This window comes from Eikenella sp. Marseille-P7795 (assembly GCF_916618725.1).
GTDB lineage: Bacteria > Pseudomonadota > Gammaproteobacteria > Burkholderiales > Neisseriaceae > Eikenella > Eikenella longinqua.
This window is the reverse complement of the sequence record NZ_CAKAJZ010000004.1, coordinates 83402-100659: the sequence shown is the minus strand read 5'-3', so window position 1 is coordinate 100659 and position 17258 is coordinate 83402. Positions and strand designations below refer to the sequence as shown.

At 60.4% G+C, this 17258-nt stretch carries 19 protein-coding genes; 7 read left to right on the top strand and 12 right to left on the bottom strand.

Annotated features, from left to right (window positions below):
• Nucleotides 1–15 precede the first annotated feature (15 nt).
• The 9 genes from LG371_RS07875 to leuC all read right to left on the bottom strand — a co-directional run bounded on the left by LG371_RS07875 (nucleotide 16) and on the right by leuC (nucleotide 6310).
• The gene (locus LG371_RS07875; protein WP_067593978.1) at nucleotides 16–486 is read right to left on the bottom strand and encodes a YhcH/YjgK/YiaL family protein; all 471 of its coding nucleotides are present in this window, start codon (nucleotides 484–486) and stop codon (nucleotides 16–18) included.
• Nucleotides 487–643: 157 nt separating this feature from the next.
• Nucleotides 644–1309, bottom strand: coding sequence for a DUF2625 domain-containing protein (locus tag LG371_RS07870; protein ID WP_225748210.1), 666 nt, complete (start codon nucleotides 1307–1309; stop codon nucleotides 644–646).
• Nucleotides 1310–1332: 23 nt separating this feature from the next.
• Nucleotides 1333–2304 (bottom strand): nitroreductase family protein, encoded by a 972-nt coding sequence (locus LG371_RS07865; RefSeq protein ID WP_225748209.1) that lies wholly within the window; start codon nucleotides 2302–2304, stop codon nucleotides 1333–1335.
• Nucleotides 2305–2307: 3 nt separating this feature from the next.
• Nucleotides 2308–2676, bottom strand: coding sequence for a TIGR02328 family protein (locus LG371_RS07860; RefSeq protein ID WP_067593971.1), 369 nt, complete (start codon nucleotides 2674–2676; stop codon nucleotides 2308–2310).
• 105 nt (nucleotides 2677–2781) lie between these two features.
• Entirely contained in the window at nucleotides 2782–3111 is a 330-nt protein-coding gene (locus LG371_RS07855; protein ID WP_067593967.1) for a hypothetical protein, read from the bottom strand.
• Between the two features lie 137 nt (nucleotides 3112–3248).
• Nucleotides 3249–3890 carry a 3-isopropylmalate dehydratase small subunit gene (gene leuD / locus LG371_RS07850; RefSeq protein ID WP_067593964.1) on the bottom strand — a complete coding sequence of 214 codons (642 nt, stop codon included), beginning with the start codon at nucleotides 3888–3890 and terminating at the stop codon, nucleotides 3249–3251.
• 139 nt (nucleotides 3891–4029) lie between these two features.
• Nucleotides 4030–4218, bottom strand: coding sequence for a hypothetical protein (locus LG371_RS07845; protein WP_067593962.1), 189 nt, complete (start codon nucleotides 4216–4218; stop codon nucleotides 4030–4032).
• Between the two features lie 188 nt (nucleotides 4219–4406).
• Nucleotides 4407–4811 carry a hypothetical protein gene (locus tag LG371_RS07840; RefSeq protein WP_225748208.1) on the bottom strand — a complete coding sequence of 135 codons (405 nt, stop codon included), beginning with the start codon at nucleotides 4809–4811 and terminating at the stop codon, nucleotides 4407–4409.
• 89 nt (nucleotides 4812–4900) lie between these two features.
• Entirely contained in the window at nucleotides 4901–6310 is a 1410-nt protein-coding gene (gene leuC, locus LG371_RS07835) for a 3-isopropylmalate dehydratase large subunit (RefSeq protein ID WP_225748207.1), read from the bottom strand.
• 198 nt (nucleotides 6311–6508) lie between these two features.
• Between leuC and recD the strand changes: the two genes are divergently transcribed.
• From recD to LG371_RS07800, 7 genes are all read left to right on the top strand, one after another.
• Nucleotides 6509–8218 (top strand): exodeoxyribonuclease V subunit alpha, encoded by a 1710-nt coding sequence (gene recD / locus LG371_RS07830; RefSeq protein ID WP_225748206.1) that lies wholly within the window; start codon nucleotides 6509–6511, stop codon nucleotides 8216–8218.
• Between the two features lie 11 nt (nucleotides 8219–8229).
• Entirely contained in the window at nucleotides 8230–8580 is a 351-nt protein-coding gene (locus tag LG371_RS07825) for a hypothetical protein (protein ID WP_225748205.1), read from the top strand.
• 3 nt (nucleotides 8581–8583) lie between these two features.
• Entirely contained in the window at nucleotides 8584–9420 is an 837-nt protein-coding gene (locus LG371_RS07820) for an aldo/keto reductase (protein ID WP_225748204.1), read from the top strand.
• A 152-nt stretch (nucleotides 9421–9572) separates the two neighbouring features.
• The gene (locus LG371_RS07815; protein ID WP_067593946.1) at nucleotides 9573–10274 is read left to right on the top strand and encodes a putative quinol monooxygenase; all 702 of its coding nucleotides are present in this window, start codon (nucleotides 9573–9575) and stop codon (nucleotides 10272–10274) included.
• 374 nt (nucleotides 10275–10648) lie between these two features.
• Nucleotides 10649–11698 (top strand): NAD(P)-dependent alcohol dehydrogenase, encoded by a 1050-nt coding sequence (locus tag LG371_RS07810; RefSeq protein ID WP_225748203.1) that lies wholly within the window; start codon nucleotides 10649–10651, stop codon nucleotides 11696–11698.
• A 184-nt stretch (nucleotides 11699–11882) separates the two neighbouring features.
• Nucleotides 11883–12443, top strand: a complete 561-nt coding sequence (locus LG371_RS07805) for an NAD(P)H-dependent oxidoreductase (protein ID WP_067593940.1) — start codon at nucleotides 11883–11885, stop codon at nucleotides 12441–12443.
• A gap of 86 nt (nucleotides 12444–12529) precedes the next feature.
• Nucleotides 12530–12826 carry a YciI family protein gene (locus LG371_RS07800; RefSeq protein WP_067593937.1) on the top strand — a complete coding sequence of 99 codons (297 nt, stop codon included), beginning with the start codon at nucleotides 12530–12532 and terminating at the stop codon, nucleotides 12824–12826.
• 234 nt (nucleotides 12827–13060) lie between these two features.
• Here LG371_RS07800 and hemE read toward each other — a convergent pair whose 3' ends face one another.
• The 3 genes from hemE to LG371_RS07785 all read right to left on the bottom strand — a co-directional run bounded on the left by hemE (nucleotide 13061) and on the right by LG371_RS07785 (nucleotide 17164).
• Nucleotides 13061–14122 (bottom strand): uroporphyrinogen decarboxylase, encoded by a 1062-nt coding sequence (gene hemE, locus LG371_RS07795; protein ID WP_225748236.1) that lies wholly within the window; start codon nucleotides 14120–14122, stop codon nucleotides 13061–13063.
• 210 nt (nucleotides 14123–14332) lie between these two features.
• Nucleotides 14333–16051 (bottom strand): arginine--tRNA ligase, encoded by a 1719-nt coding sequence (gene argS / locus LG371_RS07790; protein WP_225748202.1) that lies wholly within the window; start codon nucleotides 16049–16051, stop codon nucleotides 14333–14335.
• 414 nt (nucleotides 16052–16465) lie between these two features.
• Complete coding sequence (locus LG371_RS07785; protein WP_067593928.1) at nucleotides 16466–17164, bottom strand: 5'-methylthioadenosine/adenosylhomocysteine nucleosidase; 699 nt, start codon at nucleotides 17162–17164, stop codon at nucleotides 16466–16468.
• Between the last annotated feature and the right edge of the window lie 94 nt (nucleotides 17165–17258).

Here is a 17258-nt window from a genome sequence, read left to right as displayed (position 1 = left end):
CAGCCTGCCATGCGGCTAAACCGCGATTCTATATTCTTCGGTGCGGATTTTAAACAGGGCTTTGCGCAGGGGCTGGCCGGGCTGGCCGACGAGGGGTGCGTGGCCGTCGTTGGGGAAGAAGAGGGCGAATTCGCCGGGCGTGAGGGTGAGCCAGCTTTGGGGCGGGCAATCGAAGAATTCGATGTCGCGCTCTTGGTGGTAGCCCGAGCTGTTTTTCAGGTAGCCTCTGTCGATCCAGCCGTAGGTTTCGGCGGCGCTGACGGGGGCTTGGATGTCGATGTGCAGGCGGTGGGCTTCGGGCCGGGCGGCTTCGGCGGCGCGCAGGATTTCGGTTTGGAGAAACAGGCGGATGTTGGGGTTGGCGCAGGGAATTTGGCCGTCGGGCAGGCGGGCGAAATCGAGGGTTTGCAGCAGGCGGATGGCTTCGGGGAAGTCGGGGTGCAGCGCGGCGTAGCGGGCGGCGTGGGCGATGGCGTCGGTGATCATGGCTGTTTGTTTGAGGATGATGAGGTTGTGTTGCTTGAGGCAGCCTGCGGCGAGGGTTAGCTCGATTTGGGCGAGTTCCTGCTGTAATCGTTGGCGGAGTTTGGGCATGGCGGGTGGGGCTACCTGAAAAGGCGGGGCGGCTAAAACGGCGGGCGGTTTACACGGAAGCCTGGCTGCCCAGCGTGGCGGCGTAGTGTTCGGCAATGGGCACGGCGCGGTGGGTGGTTTGGCTGGCATTGGCGCCTTCTGCCGACCACAGCGGCGGGAAGAAGGAATAGACGCTGTTGCCATCAAGCGCGGCGGCGTCTTGCTGCCAGCCCGGCCAGCGCACGTTTTCGTAGAACAGGGCCAAATTGCCGTTGAATGCCCAATTGAGGAAGTCGGTGTAGCCCAGTTCGCAGTCTTCCCATTCGAGGGTGTCGGGCGCGAAATAGCAGACGTTGCCGGGGGTGCCGTCCAATCCGCCGCCGTTGAGGGCGAAGTAGCCGCCTGCGGCGTCGTCGGCAATCAGATAATAGGGCGCGGGGGCGGCGGGCGCGCTTTGGGTGCGGCCGAGATTCCAGCTGCCGAGGCCGCGCGGCAGGCGGGGGCTGCCCGAGCCGAGGATGCGCAGCCAGCCGTGGTCGATGAGGATGCCGCCGGTTTCATACACCACGGCGCCCATGGTGGAGCGGGTGGACACTTGGGTTTTTACCAGTTCGGCTTCTGCAGCGGCTCGGTCGCATGGCAGGATTTCCACCGGATTGGCGGCTTCGGCAAGCCACTCTTGAATCAGCGGCCAGGCGGGGTCGGCAGTATTGATCAGGTCGGATAATGTTTTCATGTGAGGCTACCTGAAAATTTGGGCTAACTGGGAATAGTGGAAGACAAAACTTCCTTCAGCGGCCTGCGTTCGGCATACGGCAGCGGTGCGGCATAGCCCAAGCGCAGCAGCAGTTGCGGCTGTTCGCCGCCGTTGGGGAACAGCCCGTTTTGCAACTGCTGACGCAGCGCGGGAACTTCGCAGGGCTGGTTGAAATAGGCGTGGGCGATGCCCTGCTGTGTGAGGGAGAGCAGGAAGCGTTGCAGGCTGCGGCCGGTTGACACCCGATCGGCAAGGTTGTCGGCAGGGCTGGTAACCAGTGCCAAATGGGACGATGCGGCGATTTTTTTGCGGTCGGTTTTGTTTTGCGTTGCGGCGTTGAGCATCAGCCTGACTATCGGCTCGCTGAGCCAGCGCGGCAGGTTGGGCGCGCCGAGGGCGGCATAGCTCACGCCGTCGCGGGTGCGTTCGGCGTGTTTTTTGTTGAAGCGTATCCACGACAACAGCTCGGCTTTGAACGCGGGGTCGCACATTTGCGCGGCATTGCCCTGCATCACGGCTTCGGCAAGCAGCTCGAAAGCCTCACTTTGGCGGTCGAACAGGTGGATTTGGATGCCGTTGTCGGGCAGAGTGGACAGCGCGGTTTTCAGGTAGCCTTCGGGAATCGTGCTGCCGTTGTACATCGAACGGTTGGTTTGGCGTTGGCGGATATAGGCGGCAAGCGGGTCGGCAGCGATGCCGGTTGCGTGCAGGCGGATGCGGATATTTTCTCCATCGAGAAGGACTTCGGCGGCATAACCCAAAACAGATACCTGCAAACACAGGTTTTCGGCGGCGCAGCCGAGGCTGATGAAGAGCTCGCGGCGGTCGCCGTCCACGGCGGGCAGTTCGCGGGAAAAATCGGGGGAAATGACGATTTCGTCCGCCTCCTGCGCAAAATGCCAAGGCTGGGTGTTGTGGCCGGAAGGAGCGCGGACGGCGGCATCAATTAAGGTTTCCAGTTGGTCTCGGTTCATGCTTTATCCTGATATTTCAATCCCCTTGCTGCGCAGATTTTCCAGACATTCGGCCAGATAGGCATCGTCGTGTTCGGGATAAATCGGGCTGGCAACGGGTTCTTCGGCGAGGTCGGGATAGGGCGGGCAGGTTTTGCCGCGATGGTTTTTATCGCACCATGCGGAATCGGGCCGGTAGCCGCGCCGGTGCATTTCGTCCATGATAAGGACGTGGTAGGCATAGAGCAGATAGGGGCTGTGGGCGAAAACGTAGTTTACGGTGGCGTGCGGTTTGCCCCAGCCGTGGCCGCGCAGGGCGGCGCATTCGCGGTGTTGGCCGAGCAGTTGGGCGCGGGGAAGCTGGGGGATGAGGGTTTGGTGCCACAGGCGCATGGGGTTTCCTAAATGAAGGCTACCTGAAAAACGGAAGGCGGTTTTTGCTTCGCAGAAACTCAGCCTTGCTCCGCAAGACATCGCTTTCAGGTAGCCTGCAAGGGTTTAGTCGATGGCGCGGGTTTCGCCGCTCACGGGGTCGTCCACGCGCATATTGCCGCTGGCTTTATCGATTTCGTAGCTAAACAGGCGGGGGGCGGTGTGCGGGTCGCCGCCGCAGCGGGCGTTGTGTTCTTCGTGTACGTCTACGGTGTAGCCTTTGGCGGTTTCGGTGGTGATGAACAGCAGGCACTCGGGCTGGAGGCTGGTGAGCCGGTGGCGGGCAACGGAGGCGGACACGCGTTTGACGGCCTGGTCTTTGCTGCTGATGATGTCGGCTTGGACAGGCAGGGCGAGGAGGGGGAGCAGGGCGGTGAGGAGGAGGGCGGGTTTCATGGGTTTCCGTGTTTGGTGTATGGAATTTGGGAATGTGAGGCTACCTGAAAATGCCAGTTGCTGCGCGGCGGAAATCATTTTTAGCTTCGCAGAAACTCAGCTTCCTACGGAAACATCGTTTTCAGGTAGCCTTGGTTTTAGCTGTGAAACAGCCAGGGCTGGCTTTGGCGGCGTTGGGCTTCGAAGGCGTGGATTTCGTCGGCGTGTTGCAGGGTGAGGCCGATTTCGTCCAAACCGTTGAGCAGGCAGTGTTTGCGGTGTTCGGTGATGTCGAATTTGAACACGCTGCCGCCGGGAGTAGTAACGGTTTGCTGCGCCAAATCAATGTTTAACCGGTAGCCTTCGGTGGCATAGGTTTCTTGGAAGAGCTGCTCCACCTGTTCTTCGGTCAGCACGATGGGCAGGAGGCCGTTTTTGTAGCAGTTGTTGAAGAAGATGTCGGCGAAGCTGGGGGCGATCACGGCGCGGAAACCGTAGTCGTCGAGCGCCCAGGGGGCGTGTTCGCGCGATGAGCCGCAGCCGAAGTTTTTGCGGGTGAGCAGGATTTGCGCGCCTTGGTAGCGCGGCTGGTTGAGCGAGAAATCGGGGTTGAGCGGGCGTTTGCTGTTATCCATGCCGGGCTCGCCGTGGTCGAGGTAGCGCCATTCGTCGAAGGCGTTGGGGCCGAAGCCGGAGCGTTTGATGGATTTTAAAAACTGTTTGGGGATGATGGCGTCGGTATCGACGTTTACGCGGTCGAGCGGGGCAACGATGGCAGTGAGCTGGGTGAAGGATTTCATGGCGGTGGGTTTCGTGGCGGGGTGGAGGCTACCTGAAAAACGGGTGGGCAGCGGAATGGGTATAACTTTTTATCTTCAATGTGTTGTATTTAATCTGGCGGATAAAACAGGCAGCGCGGAGCTGCCTGTGTGCGCTGGTTTATTCGGTGGCGTTTTCGATTTTTTCGCCCACGTGGGAAATGCCGCGGCCGACGGCGTTGCTGCCTTTGCGCACGGCTTCGCGGGTGTGGTCGATGTTGTTGGCGGTGTCTGCTTTTACGCCGTGCCAAGTGCTGGAACAGGCGGAGAGGCCGATGGCGGCAATGGCGAGGATGATAAGTTGTTTCATGTTTTCAGCTCCTTAGGGTTTAAGAATTGAAATGTGCACGATGGCTCGTGCGGCTGCATTATCGGCCAAAACGGCGGCGCGGGCGGCTGGTTTGACCGGAATTTATCGGATTTTACTTTTGTTTTGTTGAAACCGGCTTGGGCTTTGCCCGGCCTGATTTTCAGGTAGCCTTTAAATGGGGAATCGGCTTATCGGTCGCGGCCGGGATTGTATTTGCGCACGATGCGGGGGAGGTCGGAGCGGTGGCGGCGGCAGAAGGCGTCGGCTTCGGCGCGGCTGGGGCGGCGTTTGCCGTCTTGGCCGAGTAGGCGGATGGCGGGGTGTTCGCGCAGCATGGAGGCCACGGGCTCGCTTTCGATTTGTTTGCCGCATTCGCCGTAGCGGGCGAAGCCTTCGTAGATGTTGTTCAGGCGGGTGCGGGTGTCAATTTCGGCGCGGGCGATGCGCGGGCAGGCGGCGATGAAGGCTTCAAACATGGCGAATTCGCTCAGCACGGTGCGGCACTGCTCGGGCGTGGGCGCGGCCACGGGTTCGGCGGCGGCCAGGGCGGGGCAGAGGGCGGCGAGGAGGAGGGTGGTTTTGAGGGGTTTCATGGGTTTAATCTGTTGTGTGGTTGCTTGGAGTGGGTATTTTAACTTTTTCAGGTAGCCTTGGGGCGGAGTAGAGGCTACCTGAAAAACCATCAGGCCAGCTGCCGCACGTCCACAAAATGCCCGGCCACCGCCGCCGCTGCCGCCATGGCGGGGCTGACCAGATGCGTCCTGCCGCCGTTGCCCTGCCGCCCTTCAAAATTGCGGTTCGATGTGGAGGCGCAGCGTTCTTTCGGCGCGAGACGGTCGGCGTTCATGGCCAGACACATTGAGCAGCCCGGTTCGCGCCATTCAAAGCCTGCGTCGGTGAAGATTTTGTCCAAGCCTTCTTTTTCCGCTTGCTCTTTCACCAAGCCGGAGCCGGGCACCACCAGCACGCGGTTTACGTTGTCGGCCTTTTTGCGGCCTTTGACCACGGCGGCGGCTTCGCGCAAATCTTCGATGCGGCTATTGGTGCACGAGCCGATGAACACCACGTCCACGGGGATTTCGTTCAGCGGTGTACCGGCGGCCAAGCCCATGTATTCCAAGGCGCGTTCCATACCCGCGCGTTTCACTGCGTCGGCTTCGTCGGCGGGGTTCGGCACTTTGCCGTCCACGCTCAGCACCATTTCGGGCGACGTGCCCCACGTTACCTGCGGCTCGATGTCTTCGGCGCGGAAAGTGTACGTTTTGTCGAATTTCGCGCCTTGGTCGGACACCAGCGTGCGCCAGTAGGCCACGGCTTTGTCCCAATCTTTGCCTTTGGGGGCGAGCGGGCGGCTTTGGATGTAGTTGATTGTGGTGTCGTCCACCGCCACCAAGCCGCTGCGCGCACCCGCTTCAATCGCCATGTTGCACAGGGTCATGCGGCCTTCCATGCTCAGGCTGCGGATGGTTTCGCCGCTGAACTCGATGGCATAGCCCGTGCCGCCCGCCGTGCCGATTTGGCCGATGATATACAGCGCGATGTCTTTGGCGGTTACGCCCGGTTTGAGGCTACCTGAAACTTCAATCAGCATAGATTTAGACTTTTTGGCGGTGATGCACTGGGTGGCCATGGTGTGCTCCACTTCGGATGTGCCGATGCCGTGCGCCAGCGCGCCGAACGCGCCGTGGGTGCTGGTGTGCGAGTCGCCGCAAACTACGGTCATGCCGGGCAGCGTCACCCCCTGTTCGGGCCCCATCACATGCACAATGCCCTGGCCTTTGTCCATAAACGGGAAGTAGGCCAGCGCGCCGAATTCTTTAATGTTTTTGTCCAAAGTGTCCACTTGCAGCTTGGAAATCGGGTCTTTGATGCCTTCGTCCCAATGGTCGGTGGGCGTGTTGTGGTCGGCAGTGGAGACCACGCTGTCGATGCGCCACAGCTTGCGGCCGGCCATTTTCAGGCCTTCAAACGCCTGCGGGCTGGTGACTTCGTGCACCAGATGGCGGTCGATATAGAGAAGGACGGTGCCGTCTTCTTCTTCGTGGACAATATGGCTGTTCCAGAGTTTGTCGTAGAGGGTTTGTGCGCTCATGTTTGCGTTCCGATGGGTTGTTTTTTGCGCATTATGCACAGAATGTCTAAAAATTGCAAGGATGGAGGAAATAAAAGTTGCTAAAAGAGTTAAGTTAACAATATTTATACTTTTTGTCTAAATTAGGCCGGCGCGTGTATTTGCGATTTCCTGCTTATATAATAACGCCCTAGCAAATCCAAAAGGCTACCTGAAAACATGAGCTCCGAAACCCCGTTTCTGGCCGCACAGGCTGCTGCCGAAGTATTGCAACGCCTCGCGCCGCAGGCCGCCGCGCCCGTATTGCCGCTGCTGGCCGAATTGTTTGCCGCGCAAGAGGGCGGCCACAGCTACATCACGCTCACGCCGCAGCAGGCAGCCGAGCTGCGCCAAGCCGCGCCGATTGTGGGCGATGGCGAGGGCTTCACGCCGCTGGTGTTGCGCGGGCGCAAGCTGTTTAGCGGGCGGCTGTTTGCGCTGGAGCAGGATGTGGCTGCCGAGCTCAAACGCATTGCCCGCGGACAGGTGGGGCTACCTGAAAACGCCTGGCTGCGGCAGCGCTTGCAGGACTGGTTTCCCGATGCGGGCTACGACGGGCAGCGGCTGGCGGCTGCGCTGGCGGTGTTGCAGCCGCTGATGCTGGTAAACGGCGGGCCGGGCACGGGCAAAACCACCACCGTGGCGCGGCTCTTAGCCCTGTTGTGTCACGATGCCGAGCATTTGCCGCGCATCGCACTCACTGCGCCCACCGGCAAGGCCGCCGCGCACCTCACCCGCTCGCTACACCGCGCCCTGAGGTCGTTTGAAACGGGCAACGAAGCCGTGGCGCAGCACCTTGCTGCGCTGGAAGGACAAACTGTCCACCGCCTGCTGCGCCTGGGCGGCAGCAACGGCCGTCCGCAGTTTAACCGCGAACAGCCGCTGCCCTTCGACATCATCGTGGCCGACGAAGCCTCGATGCTGGATTTGCCGCTGCTGCACCAATTATTGTGCGCCGTGCCGGAGCATGGCCGGCTGATTCTGCTGGGCGACGAAAACCAGCTGCCGCCGGTGGGCATCGGCGCGGTGCTGCCCGTGCTGGCGCAGCCCACCGTGCTCACTGCCGCCCAAGCCTCGCAGCTGGCCGATTGGCTCGGTGGCAGCGTGCCCTTCGCTGCAAACGACAGCCCGCCGCCCTTGGCCGGCAATGTGGTGCGGCTGGAGCGCAGCCACCGCTTCGACCCGCAGCGCGGCGTGGGCGCATTGGCGCAGGCGGTGGTGGCGGGCAATGCCGAAGGCCCCGTGGCGGCGTTTGAACGTTTCCCCGCAGAGCTGCTGAGGCTACCTGAAAATCCGGCCGACTTGGCGCGTGCGTTTGCCAAGCGGCATGCCGATTATTGGCAGGCGGTGGCGGGCGGCGATGCGGCGGCCTGCTTTGCCGAGCAGCAGCGGCTGGTGGTGCTGGCGGCGCGGCGCGAGCAGGCGGCGCAGTTCAACCGCGAATACCTGCGCCTGCTGGCGGCCGAGGGCAGGGCGGCGGCGCAGGGTTGGTTTGCCGGGCAGGTGCTGATGGTGGCGGAAAACGATTATGCGGTGAAGGTGTTTAACGGCGACATCGGCATCGTGCTGCCGCAGGGCGACGGGCTGGCCGCCTTCTTCCCCGACGCGGGCGGTTTCCGTGCCGTGGCGCTGAGCCGCCTGCCCGCACACGACACTGCCTTCGCCATGACGGTGCACAAAAGCCAGGGCTCGGAATATGAAGAAGTGTGGCTATTGGGCGATGCGGGCGAATCGGCCCTGTTCGACCGCACGCTGCTCTACACCGCCGTCACCCGCGCCCGCGAGCGCTTCGGCTATGCCGGCGGCACGGCTGCGCTGGAAGAGGCCGTGCGGCGCAAAAACAGCCGGCACACCGGGCTGGGCGAAGCTTTGGCGCGCGCCGGAGAATAGCCCGGGCAAGGATGGGGCTACCTGAAAAAGGCTACCTGAAAATTTTAGCTTTGCAGAAATTCGCAAGCTTGTTTTCAGGTAGCCTCTTTATTATCACGCCGCGTGATACCTGCTATATCAAATCGTCATTTCTCTTATTATGGCCGCCGCCGTATTATGCCTGTCATCTTCTCGGGCTGGCCGAAGCATCGGTTTTGGCGAAGCAGGAAACAGCCGCAGCCCATTCCTTTCCCCAACAAGATAACAAGGAGTTACACCATGAAAAACTATCCCAAAATCGCACTCGGCACCTGGTCTTGGGGCGTCGCACATTCGGCGGCGATGCCGTGTTCGGACAGACGCTCACCGAAGCGCAGATGTAAGAAGTGTTCGATACCGCCATGCAAGCGGGGCTGAATCTGTGGGACACCGCCTATGCTTACGGCTTGGGTGATTCTGAAAAAGAGCTGGGCAAATTCGTCCGCAGTCAGCCCAAAGGCAGCGTGATTCTGTCCACCAAATTCACCCCCAACCTTGCCGACGAAAACGCCGCCGACCCGTTCACATCCATGCTGGAAGGCAGCCTGCAACGCTTGGGCGTTGATGAAATCGATCTCTACTGGATACACAATTCGCTGGACGTGGAACGCTGGACACCGTACCTCATCCCTGCGCTCAAAAGCGGCAAAGTCAAAGCCGTCGGCGTATCCAACCACAACCTCGACCAAATCAAACGCGTGGTGGAAATCCTTGCCGCAGAAGGCTTGAAACTGAGTGCGGTGCAAAACCATTTCAGCCTGCTCTACCGCAATTCCATAGACGACGGCACGCTGGACTACTGCCGCGAACACGGCATCGACTTTTTCGCCTACATGGTGCTGGAACAGGGTGCATTAAGCGGCCGCTACAACGCACAAAACCCGCTGCCCGAAGGCAGCCGCCGCGCCGAAGCCTACAATAAAGTGTTGCCGCAATTGCAAAAACTGACCGACGCGATGGCACAAATCGGCAAACCGCTGGGTGCATCCGCCGCACAAGTGGCGATTGCATGGGCGATTGCCAAAGGCACGCTGCCGCTGATTGGCGCAACCAAACCCCACCACGTCAGCGATGCCGCCGCAGCCGCCAAAATCGTACTGACCGCCGAACAAGTCGCCGAACTCGAACGCTTGGCACAAGAAACCGGCGTGGATACACGCGGCAGCTGGGAAGGGCAGGCATAGGCGCGTATATTTTTCAGGTAGCCTTTAACCCCGTTTCAGGCTGCCTGAAAATACCGATAGCAACCGCAAACGTCAGGCATCAATGCCCGACCTGCCGTTTTTCAGGCAGCCTGAAACCGTTCATCCAACGCGCCGAACCAAGGAAACGCATCATGAAAAAATATCTCGCCGCCGCCGTGGCCGCCCTGTCCCTGTCCGCCCAAGCCGCCCCCGTCTTCAATATTTTTGAGCTCGGCATACAAAACGGGCAAACCGCCGCCTATGACGAAGTGGGCAGAAACAACATCACCACCTCCATACGCGGCGAAAAAGGCACGCTCGCCATGTATTCCGCCAAACGCGCGGACAACCCCGAAATCGCGTATATGATTGAAATTTATGCCGACGAAGCCGCCTACCAAGTCCACACCCAATCGCCGCAATACAAAAACTTTCTGCAAAAATCCCCTGAAATCCTGACCGACCACAAACGCAAAATCAGCGTCGAGCCGCAGTTTCTCGGCGACAAACGCGTGCGACAAACCGCCCGCACCATCAACAACTTGGTTATCGTGGACGTAAAACCCGAACACGCCCACGCCTTCAAAAACATCGTCCTGCCGGAAATGGCACAGTCGCTCAAAGTCGAGCGCGGCGTGCTGGCAATGTATGCCGCCACCGAGCAGGGCAACCCAAGCCGCTGGTATTTCTACGAGATTTACGAAAGCGAAGCCGCCTACCAAGCCCACCGCCAAACCCCGCATTTCCAGGATTATCTGACGCGCACGGCGGATATGGCGGCCAACAAGGAAGCCGTCGCCATCACGCCCGCACTGCTGATGAACAAGGGCGGGCTGCGGTTTGAGCAGCCGTGAAGTAAAACCATGTGAACTTTGTCGCAGCCAAACATTTTTCAGGTAGCCTGTAATGAAGCCCGAAAGGCTACCTGAAAAACCATCCCGCCGCGCCCGCTGCCAATTGATGAATCCCGTTCACCAGGCCATGCGGCAAACAGGGGGTAATCAGAAGTGGGCAGGGCGGTCAATGCGGCATGGCATTCCCCTTCTGGCGGCATACTTTTCAGGTATAGCTAACTCCCTTTTAAATCGCTACAGCGTTAGCTCGCCTTGCTGTACTACTTGTACTATCTGCGGCTTGCTGCCTTGTATCGATTGATAGTGAGTCAGCTATAGCCTTTCTTGCCGCCATTCCTGCTAATCCGTTCCACCTCTCAAACAGGAGACCCATCATGACCGAAACCATCAAGGCCTACGCCGCCCACAGCGCCACCAGCCCGCTCGTGCCCTTCACCTTTGAATACCGTGCCCCGCGCGCCGATGACGTTGTCATCGACATCCTCTACACCAGCGTCTGCCACAGCGACCTGCACACCGCCCGCAACGACTGGGGCGGCACGATTTATCCCGTCGTCCCCGGCCACGAAATCGTCGGCCGTGTGCGCAGCGTCGGCGCGAACGTCAGCAAATACAAAGCGGGCGACCTCGTCGGCGTCGGCTGCCTTGTCGATTCCTGCCGCCACTGCGAACCCTGCAAACACGACCTCGAACAATACTGCGAAAACGGCTTCGTCGGCACCTACAACGGCATCGACAAACACGATGGCCAGCCCACCTACGGCGGCTACGCCAAAACCATCACCGTCAGCGACGCCTTCGTGCTGAAAGTGCCGGAAAACCTCGACGCCAAAGCCGTGCCGCCCATCCTCTGCGCCGGCATCACCACCTGGTCGCCGCTGCGCCACTGGAAAGCCGGCAAAGGCAGCAAAGTCGCCGTCATCGGCCTCGGCGGCCTCGGCCACATGGCGATCAAACTCGCGCACGCCCTCGGCGCGGACGTTACCCTCTTCTCGCGCAGCCCGGGCAAAACGGCAGACGCCAAACGCCTCGGCGCGCACAACGTCGTCATCTCCACCGACGACGCGCAGATGAAAAGCGTGGCGAACCAGTTTGACCTCATCATCGACACCGTGCCCTACGCGCACGACGTCAACCCCTACATGCCGACGCTGAAACTCGACGGCACCCTGGTGTACGACGGCCTGCTCGGCGAAGTCACCCCGCCGCTCAACACCGTGCCGATGATCCTCGGCCGCCGCGCCGTCGCCGGTTCCGTCATCGGCGGCATCAAGGAAACGCAGGAACTGCTGGACTTCTGCGGCGAGCACAACATCACCGCCGACGTGGAAATGATCAACATGGCCGATATCAACACCGCCTACGAGCGGATGCTGAAAAGCGACGTGAAGTATCGCTTCGTCATCGACATCGCCACGCTGTAGCGGCTACCTGAAAAAAGGCTGCCTGAAACCGCCCGCCGGTTTTCAGGTAGCCTTTTTCGTGGCTGTTTGCTGCGAGCATTATCAACAAGCGTGATATTGCCCATACCAAATCACGATTTCCCTGATGGCTGCCCAAGCCCTATCATTCGCCCATCCCGTTTCACAACACAAGGAAATCATAACCATGCAAAACATTCTTATCGTATCCGGTCATCCCGATTTGCAAAATTCCATTGCTAACGCCGAAATTTTGGCTGAAGCGGCCAAAGCCCTGCCCAATGCCGAAATCCGCAAGCTCGACGCGCTGTATCCCGAGCGCCGTTTCAACATCGAAGCCGAACAGTCCGCGCTGCTTCAGGCCGACGTGATTGTGCTGCAATTCCCCTTCTCCTGGTATTCCGTGCCCGGCCTGATGAAGCTGTGGATAGACGAAGTGTTCGTATTCGGCTTCGCCCACGGGGAAGGCGCCAAGCTGGCCGGCAAAAAGCTGATTGTCTCCTTCACCACCGGCGCCCCGGCCGCGGCGTATCAGCGCGACGGCTTCTTCCAACACACCGTGGAAGACTACCTGCCCCAGTTTGAAACCACCGCCGCCCTGTGCAATCTCAACTACCAAGGCGCCATCTACACCTGCGGCATCGGCTACATTTCGCGTGATAACGAAGCAGCCGTGAACGCCCAAAAGCAGGAAGCCCGCCAACACGCCGAGCGCCTAATCGCCAAAATCAAAGAAATCGCCACCTAATACGGCAACAGGCTACCTGAAAACTTTTCAGGTAGCCCTCCCAGGAAACTTTTTTACCGAAACCCGTTTATTCAAAAGGAAAAACCATGTACATCATCAACATCACCGTCAATGCCGGCCTGCCCGCCGAGAAGCATGAAACAATGTTCGCCGAACACGCCGAGTGGTTCAAAAAACACTTCCAAGCCGGCAAATTCCTCATGCTCGGCCCCTACACCGATGCCGAAAACGCCGGCGTGATTTTCGCCCACACCGACAGCCGCGCAGAATTGCAGGCGATTTTGGAAGAAGACTGCTACTACCCCGATTTCGCTCAATACGAAATCCGCGAATTTGCGCCAAAGCTGATTGCCGCCAAACTGCCCGAGTTTGCAGGGAAATAGCAGCAGGCTAGCTGAAAAAGAAACAGCCGAATCCGTGCGATGGGTTCGGCTGTTCGCTATTTTATCCGGCGCTGAAGTTTCGCTTTCGGCCAGCCTGTTTTCAGGTAGCCTGCAGCACGGGGAGGCTACCTGAAAAAGATACGGCCTGAAAACCCGTTGCATGGGTTTCAGGCCGTTTGCTTTGGCGGAAAAGTTTTCAGGTAGCCTTTTGCTGCGGAGAGGCTACCTGAAAAATCAGCCCGCCTGTTGCGCGGAAAATTCGTGCACGGCGGCCACCAGGGCTTGCACGTTTTCCGGGTCGGTGTGCTGGCTGATGCCGTGGCCGAGGTTGAACACGTGGCCGCTGCCCGCGCCGTAGCTTTGCAGGATGCGGCGCACTTCGGCGCGGATGGAGTCGGGCGTGCCGAACAGGGCGGCGGGGTCGAGGTTGCCTTGCAGCGCCACTTTGTGCCCCACGCGTTGGCGCGCTTGGCCGATGTTTGCCGTCCAATCCAAGCCGAGCGCGTCGGCGCCGCTGTCGGCCAAAAGCTCGAGCCACTGGCCGCCGCCTTTGGTGAACACGATCACGGGCACGCGCCGGCCTTGGCTTTCGCGGGTGAGGCCGCCGATGATTTGGCGCATGTAGGCAAGGCTGAATTCGGCGAAGGCGGCATCGGAAAGCAGGCCGCCCCAGGTGTCGAAAATCTGCACGGCTTGCGCGCCGGCGGCGATTTGTTCATTGAGGTAGGCGGTTACGGCGCGGGCGGTGGTGCTGAGGATGCGGTGCAGCAGCTCGGGGCGGCGGTAGAGCAGGGTTTTGATTTGGCGGAATTCTTTGCTGCCGCTGCCTTCCACCATGTAGCAGGCGAGGGTGAAGGGGCTGCCGGAAAAGCCGATGAGGGGCACGCGGCCGTTGAGCGCGCGGCGGATGGAGGCAACGGCGTCGAACACGTAGCGCAGTTTGGCCATGTCGGGCACTTCCAGGGCGGCAATGTCGGCTTCGCTTTGCAGCGGGCGGGTGAATTTGGGGCCTTCGCCTTCGGCAAAGTAGAGGCCGAGGCCCATGGCGTCGGGGATGGTGAGGATGTCGGAAAAGAGGATGGCGGCGTCGAGGCCGAAGCGGTCGATGGGCTGGAGGGTGACTTCGGTAGCGAGCTCGGTGTTTTTGCACAAATCGAGAAAGCCGCCGGCTCGGGCGCGCACGGCGCGGTATTCGGGCAGGTAGCGCCCGGCTTGGCGCATGAGCCACACGGGGGTGTGGGCAACGGGCTGTTTGGCGAGGGCGCGCAGGAAGGTGTCGTTTTGCAGGGTGGTCATGGCGGGGGAGGGGTGTGTGTGGATGAGGGGGCGAATCATAGCACAGGCGGGGCGGAGGATGTGGTTTGGCGGGGCGGGGAGCGTGGGCATATTTTCAGGTAGCCTTTGTGTGTGGCGGGAGGCTACCTGAAAAAGGCGGTACAAAGAAACAGGCTACCTGAAAACGGGAAATCGGTTTTCAGGTAGCCTTTTTGCTTGCCGGAGGAGTGGTTACATCACTTCCAGCGTGTCGATGCCCAGGAGGCCGAGGCCGGTTTGCAGGGTTTGGCCGGTGAGGGCGGCGAGCTGCAGGCGGGTGTTGCGGGCGCTGCCTTCGGCTTTGAGGATGGGGCAGGCTTCATAGAAGCGGGAGAAGAGGCTGGCCACCTGGTAGAGGTAGGCGGCGAGGTAGTGCGGGTAGGCGCTGTCGGCCACGGTTTGCAGCACGTCTTCAAACTTCAAAAGCTCGGCGGCGAGCTGGCATTCGAGGGGCTCGGTGAGCACAGGCTGGGCGGCGGCGTCCCACTGGCCGGCTTTTTTCAGCACGCTCTGCACGCGGGTGTAGGCGTATTGCAGGTAGGGGGCGGTGTTGCCTTCGAAGGAGAGCATGTTGTCCCAGTCGAAGATGTAGTCGCTGGTGCGGTTTTTGCTCAGGTCGGCATATTTCACGGCGCCGATGCCCACGGCGCGGGCGATTCGGGCGGCGGTTTGGCCGTCTAGCTCGGGGTTTTTCTCTTGCACCAGGGCGGTGGCGCGCTCCACGGCTTCGTCGAGCAGCTCAACCAGCTTCACGGTGTCGCCGCTGCGGGTTTTAAAGGGCTTGCCGTCTTTGCCCATCATGGTGCCGAAGCCGATGAATTCGGCCTGCACGTTTTCAGGTAGCCAGCCGGCTTTGCGCGAGGCGGCAAAAAGCTGGGCGAAGTGCAGGCTTTGGCGGGTATCGACCACGTAGATGATGCGGTCTGCTTTAAGCTGGCGCACGCGGTAGCGGACGCAAGCCAGGTCGGTGGTGGCATAAAGGAAGCCGCCGCCTTGTTTTTGGATGATGAAGGCGGTGGGGTCGCCGTCTTTGTTTTTGAATTCGTCGAGGAACACCACTTTGGTGCCGCCGTCGTCCACGGCCAGGCCGCTGGCGAGGAGCTCGTCCACCACGGGCTGCAAGTCGTTGTTGTATTTGGACTCGCCGGCCACGTCTTCAGGCTTGAGCAGCACGCCCAGGCGGTCGTACACGTTTTGCGCGTGTTTGAGCGACATGGCCACAAACTGCCGCCACAGGGCGAGTACGGCTTCGTCGCCACCTTGCAGTTTCACCACGTATTCGCGCGCGGTGTCGGCAAAGGCAGGGTCTTCGTCGAAACGCACTTTGGCGTTGCGGTAGAACTGCTCCAAATCGGCCAGCTCGAAATGCTCGTTTTGCGCCTGCTGCTCCACCAGATAGGCCACCAACATGCCGAACTGGGTGCCCCAGTCGCCCACATGGTTTTGCGCGATCACGGTGTGGCCCAAGTGGCGCAACACGCGGGCGATGCTGTCGCCGATGATGCTGGAGCGCAGGTGGCCGACGTGCATTTCTTTGGCCAGATTGGGCGAGGAATAGTCGATGACCACGGTTTGCGGTGCGGCGGCCTGCGCCACGTTCAGGCGGCTGCTTTGCAGGGCGCCGTGCACCTGATCGGCCAGAAATTGCGGGCTCAGGCGCAGGTTGATGAAGCCGGGGCCGGCCACTTCGGCGGAGGCGAGCACGCTGCTGCCGGCGAGCGCGTCGGCCACTTTCTGCGCCAGCTCGCGCGGGTTTTGCTTGCGCTGTTTGGCGGCGCCCATCACGCCGTTGATTTGGAAATCGCCGAATTCGGGGTTTTTGGCCGGCTGCAACACCACCGGCGCGCCTTCGATGCCGGCGGCGGCAAAGGCCTGTTCGGCTTCGCGGTTGAGGATGTGGGATAGGTTCATGATGTTTTCAACTTGGGTAGGTAAACAATAAGATTCTGATTTTATTTCTGAAGCAGCCAGTGCGCGGCTTGGCTGTAGAACGGGGTGCTCATGGTGTGTTCGGTGCGTGGAAATTTTCAGGTAGCCTGACGGCGGTGAAAGGCTACCTGAAAATGGGGTTGGGCTTTTTGTTTTACAGGAATTTTGCCTTGGCTGTGCTCAAGCATTTTTTCAGGTAGCCTTTGGTTCGGACAGCATCCCTTGTGTTCCCTAACTGCCGGCTAGGCCGGATTTTAATGCTTTCGCGGTGGCGCGGCCAGATTGCACGCGCGGAAGTTGGCAGAGGGTTTTCATGGTGTTGAAACTGTGCCTTGGCTGCACAGAAATTCTGCCTTGCCCGTTTTAACTGCGTTGAAGTTTCGCTTTCAGGTAGCCTCAGAGCGCTTCAATCAGTTGCAGCACCATTTTGGCCGAATGTACGGAGGCGGTTTTCAAAAAGGTTTCAAAGCTGCTTTCGGCTTCTTCGTCGGCCAAATCGGAGATGGCGCGGATCACCACAAAGGGCACGCCGAAGCGGTGGCAGCTCTGCGCGATGGCGGCGGCTTCCATTTCCACCGCCTGCACGTCGGCAAAATGGCGGCGCACTTCGGCCACGGATTCGCTGCTGTGCACGAATTGGTCGCCGCTCACGATTAAGCCGCGGTGCACGGCGGCATGGTCGAAGGCGGATGCCGCTTGCTCGGCGGCGGCGCACAGGGCGGGGTCGGATTCGAAGCGGGCGGGCATGCGCGGCACGTGGCCAATGGCATAGCCGAAGGCGGTAACGTCCACGTCGTGATGCGCGGTTTGCGTGCCGATCACCACGTCGCCCACTTTCAGCCCGCCGCCCAAGCCGCCGGCGCTGCCGGTGTTGATGACGAAATCGGGCTGGTGCCGTTGCAGTACCAACGCGGTGCTGAGCGCGGCGTTGACTTTGCCGATGCCGCTCAAGGCCAGCACGACATTTTTGCCGGCGTATTCGCCGCAGTAAATATCGAAATCGGCCGCCTGCTCGCTGCGCAGGTTGTGCAGGCTGTCTTTGAGCAGGGCGATTTCGGGCGGCATGGCGCCGATCAGGGCGACGGTTTGGGGCATCTGGTGTGTTCTCTTCGATAACATGGCGGCGGGCGGGAGGCGTGTTGCCCCGCTGCCGCGCCGCTACGAAAAAACGCACTGGCTGGGCTCAGAC

Excerpts from the sequence above, each read along its gene's own strand:
- LG371_RS07875 (WP_067593978.1), bottom strand. The coding sequence starts at position 486 with ATGATCACCGACGCCATCGCCCACGCCGCCCGCTACGCCGCGCTGCAC.
- LG371_RS07870 (WP_225748210.1), bottom strand. The coding sequence starts at position 1,309 with ATGAAAACATTATCCGACCTGATCAATACTGCCGACCCCGCCTGGCCG.
- LG371_RS07865 (WP_225748209.1), bottom strand. The coding sequence starts at position 2,304 with ATGAACCGAGACCAACTGGAAACCTTAATTGATGCCGCCGTCCGCGCT.
- LG371_RS07860 (WP_067593971.1), bottom strand. The coding sequence starts at position 2,676 with ATGCGCCTGTGGCACCAAACCCTCATCCCCCAGCTTCCCCGCGCCCAA.
- LG371_RS07855 (WP_067593967.1), bottom strand. The coding sequence starts at position 3,111 with ATGAAACCCGCCCTCCTCCTCACCGCCCTGCTCCCCCTCCTCGCCCTG.
- leuD (WP_067593964.1), bottom strand. The coding sequence starts at position 3,890 with ATGAAATCCTTCACCCAGCTCACTGCCATCGTTGCCCCGCTCGACCGC.
- LG371_RS07845 (WP_067593962.1), bottom strand. The coding sequence starts at position 4,218 with ATGAAACAACTTATCATCCTCGCCATTGCCGCCATCGGCCTCTCCGCC.
- LG371_RS07840 (WP_225748208.1), bottom strand. The coding sequence starts at position 4,811 with ATGAAACCCCTCAAAACCACCCTCCTCCTCGCCGCCCTCTGCCCCGCC.
- leuC (WP_225748207.1), bottom strand. The coding sequence starts at position 6,310 with ATGAGCGCACAAACCCTCTACGACAAACTCTGGAACAGCCATATTGTC.
- recD (WP_225748206.1), top strand. The coding sequence starts at position 6,509 with ATGAGCTCCGAAACCCCGTTTCTGGCCGCACAGGCTGCTGCCGAAGTA.
- LG371_RS07825 (WP_225748205.1), top strand. The coding sequence starts at position 8,230 with ATGGGGCTACCTGAAAAAGGCTACCTGAAAATTTTAGCTTTGCAGAAA.
- LG371_RS07815 (WP_067593946.1), top strand. The coding sequence starts at position 9,573 with ATGAAAAAATATCTCGCCGCCGCCGTGGCCGCCCTGTCCCTGTCCGCC.
- LG371_RS07810 (WP_225748203.1), top strand. The coding sequence starts at position 10,649 with ATGACCGAAACCATCAAGGCCTACGCCGCCCACAGCGCCACCAGCCCG.
- LG371_RS07805 (WP_067593940.1), top strand. The coding sequence starts at position 11,883 with ATGCAAAACATTCTTATCGTATCCGGTCATCCCGATTTGCAAAATTCC.
- LG371_RS07800 (WP_067593937.1), top strand. The coding sequence starts at position 12,530 with ATGTACATCATCAACATCACCGTCAATGCCGGCCTGCCCGCCGAGAAG.
- hemE (WP_225748236.1), bottom strand. The coding sequence starts at position 14,122 with ATGACCACCCTGCAAAACGACACCTTCCTGCGCGCCCTCGCCAAACAG.
- argS (WP_225748202.1), bottom strand. The coding sequence starts at position 16,051 with ATGAACCTATCCCACATCCTCAACCGCGAAGCCGAACAGGCCTTTGCC.
- LG371_RS07785 (WP_067593928.1), bottom strand. The coding sequence starts at position 17,164 with ATGCCCCAAACCGTCGCCCTGATCGGCGCCATGCCGCCCGAAATCGCC.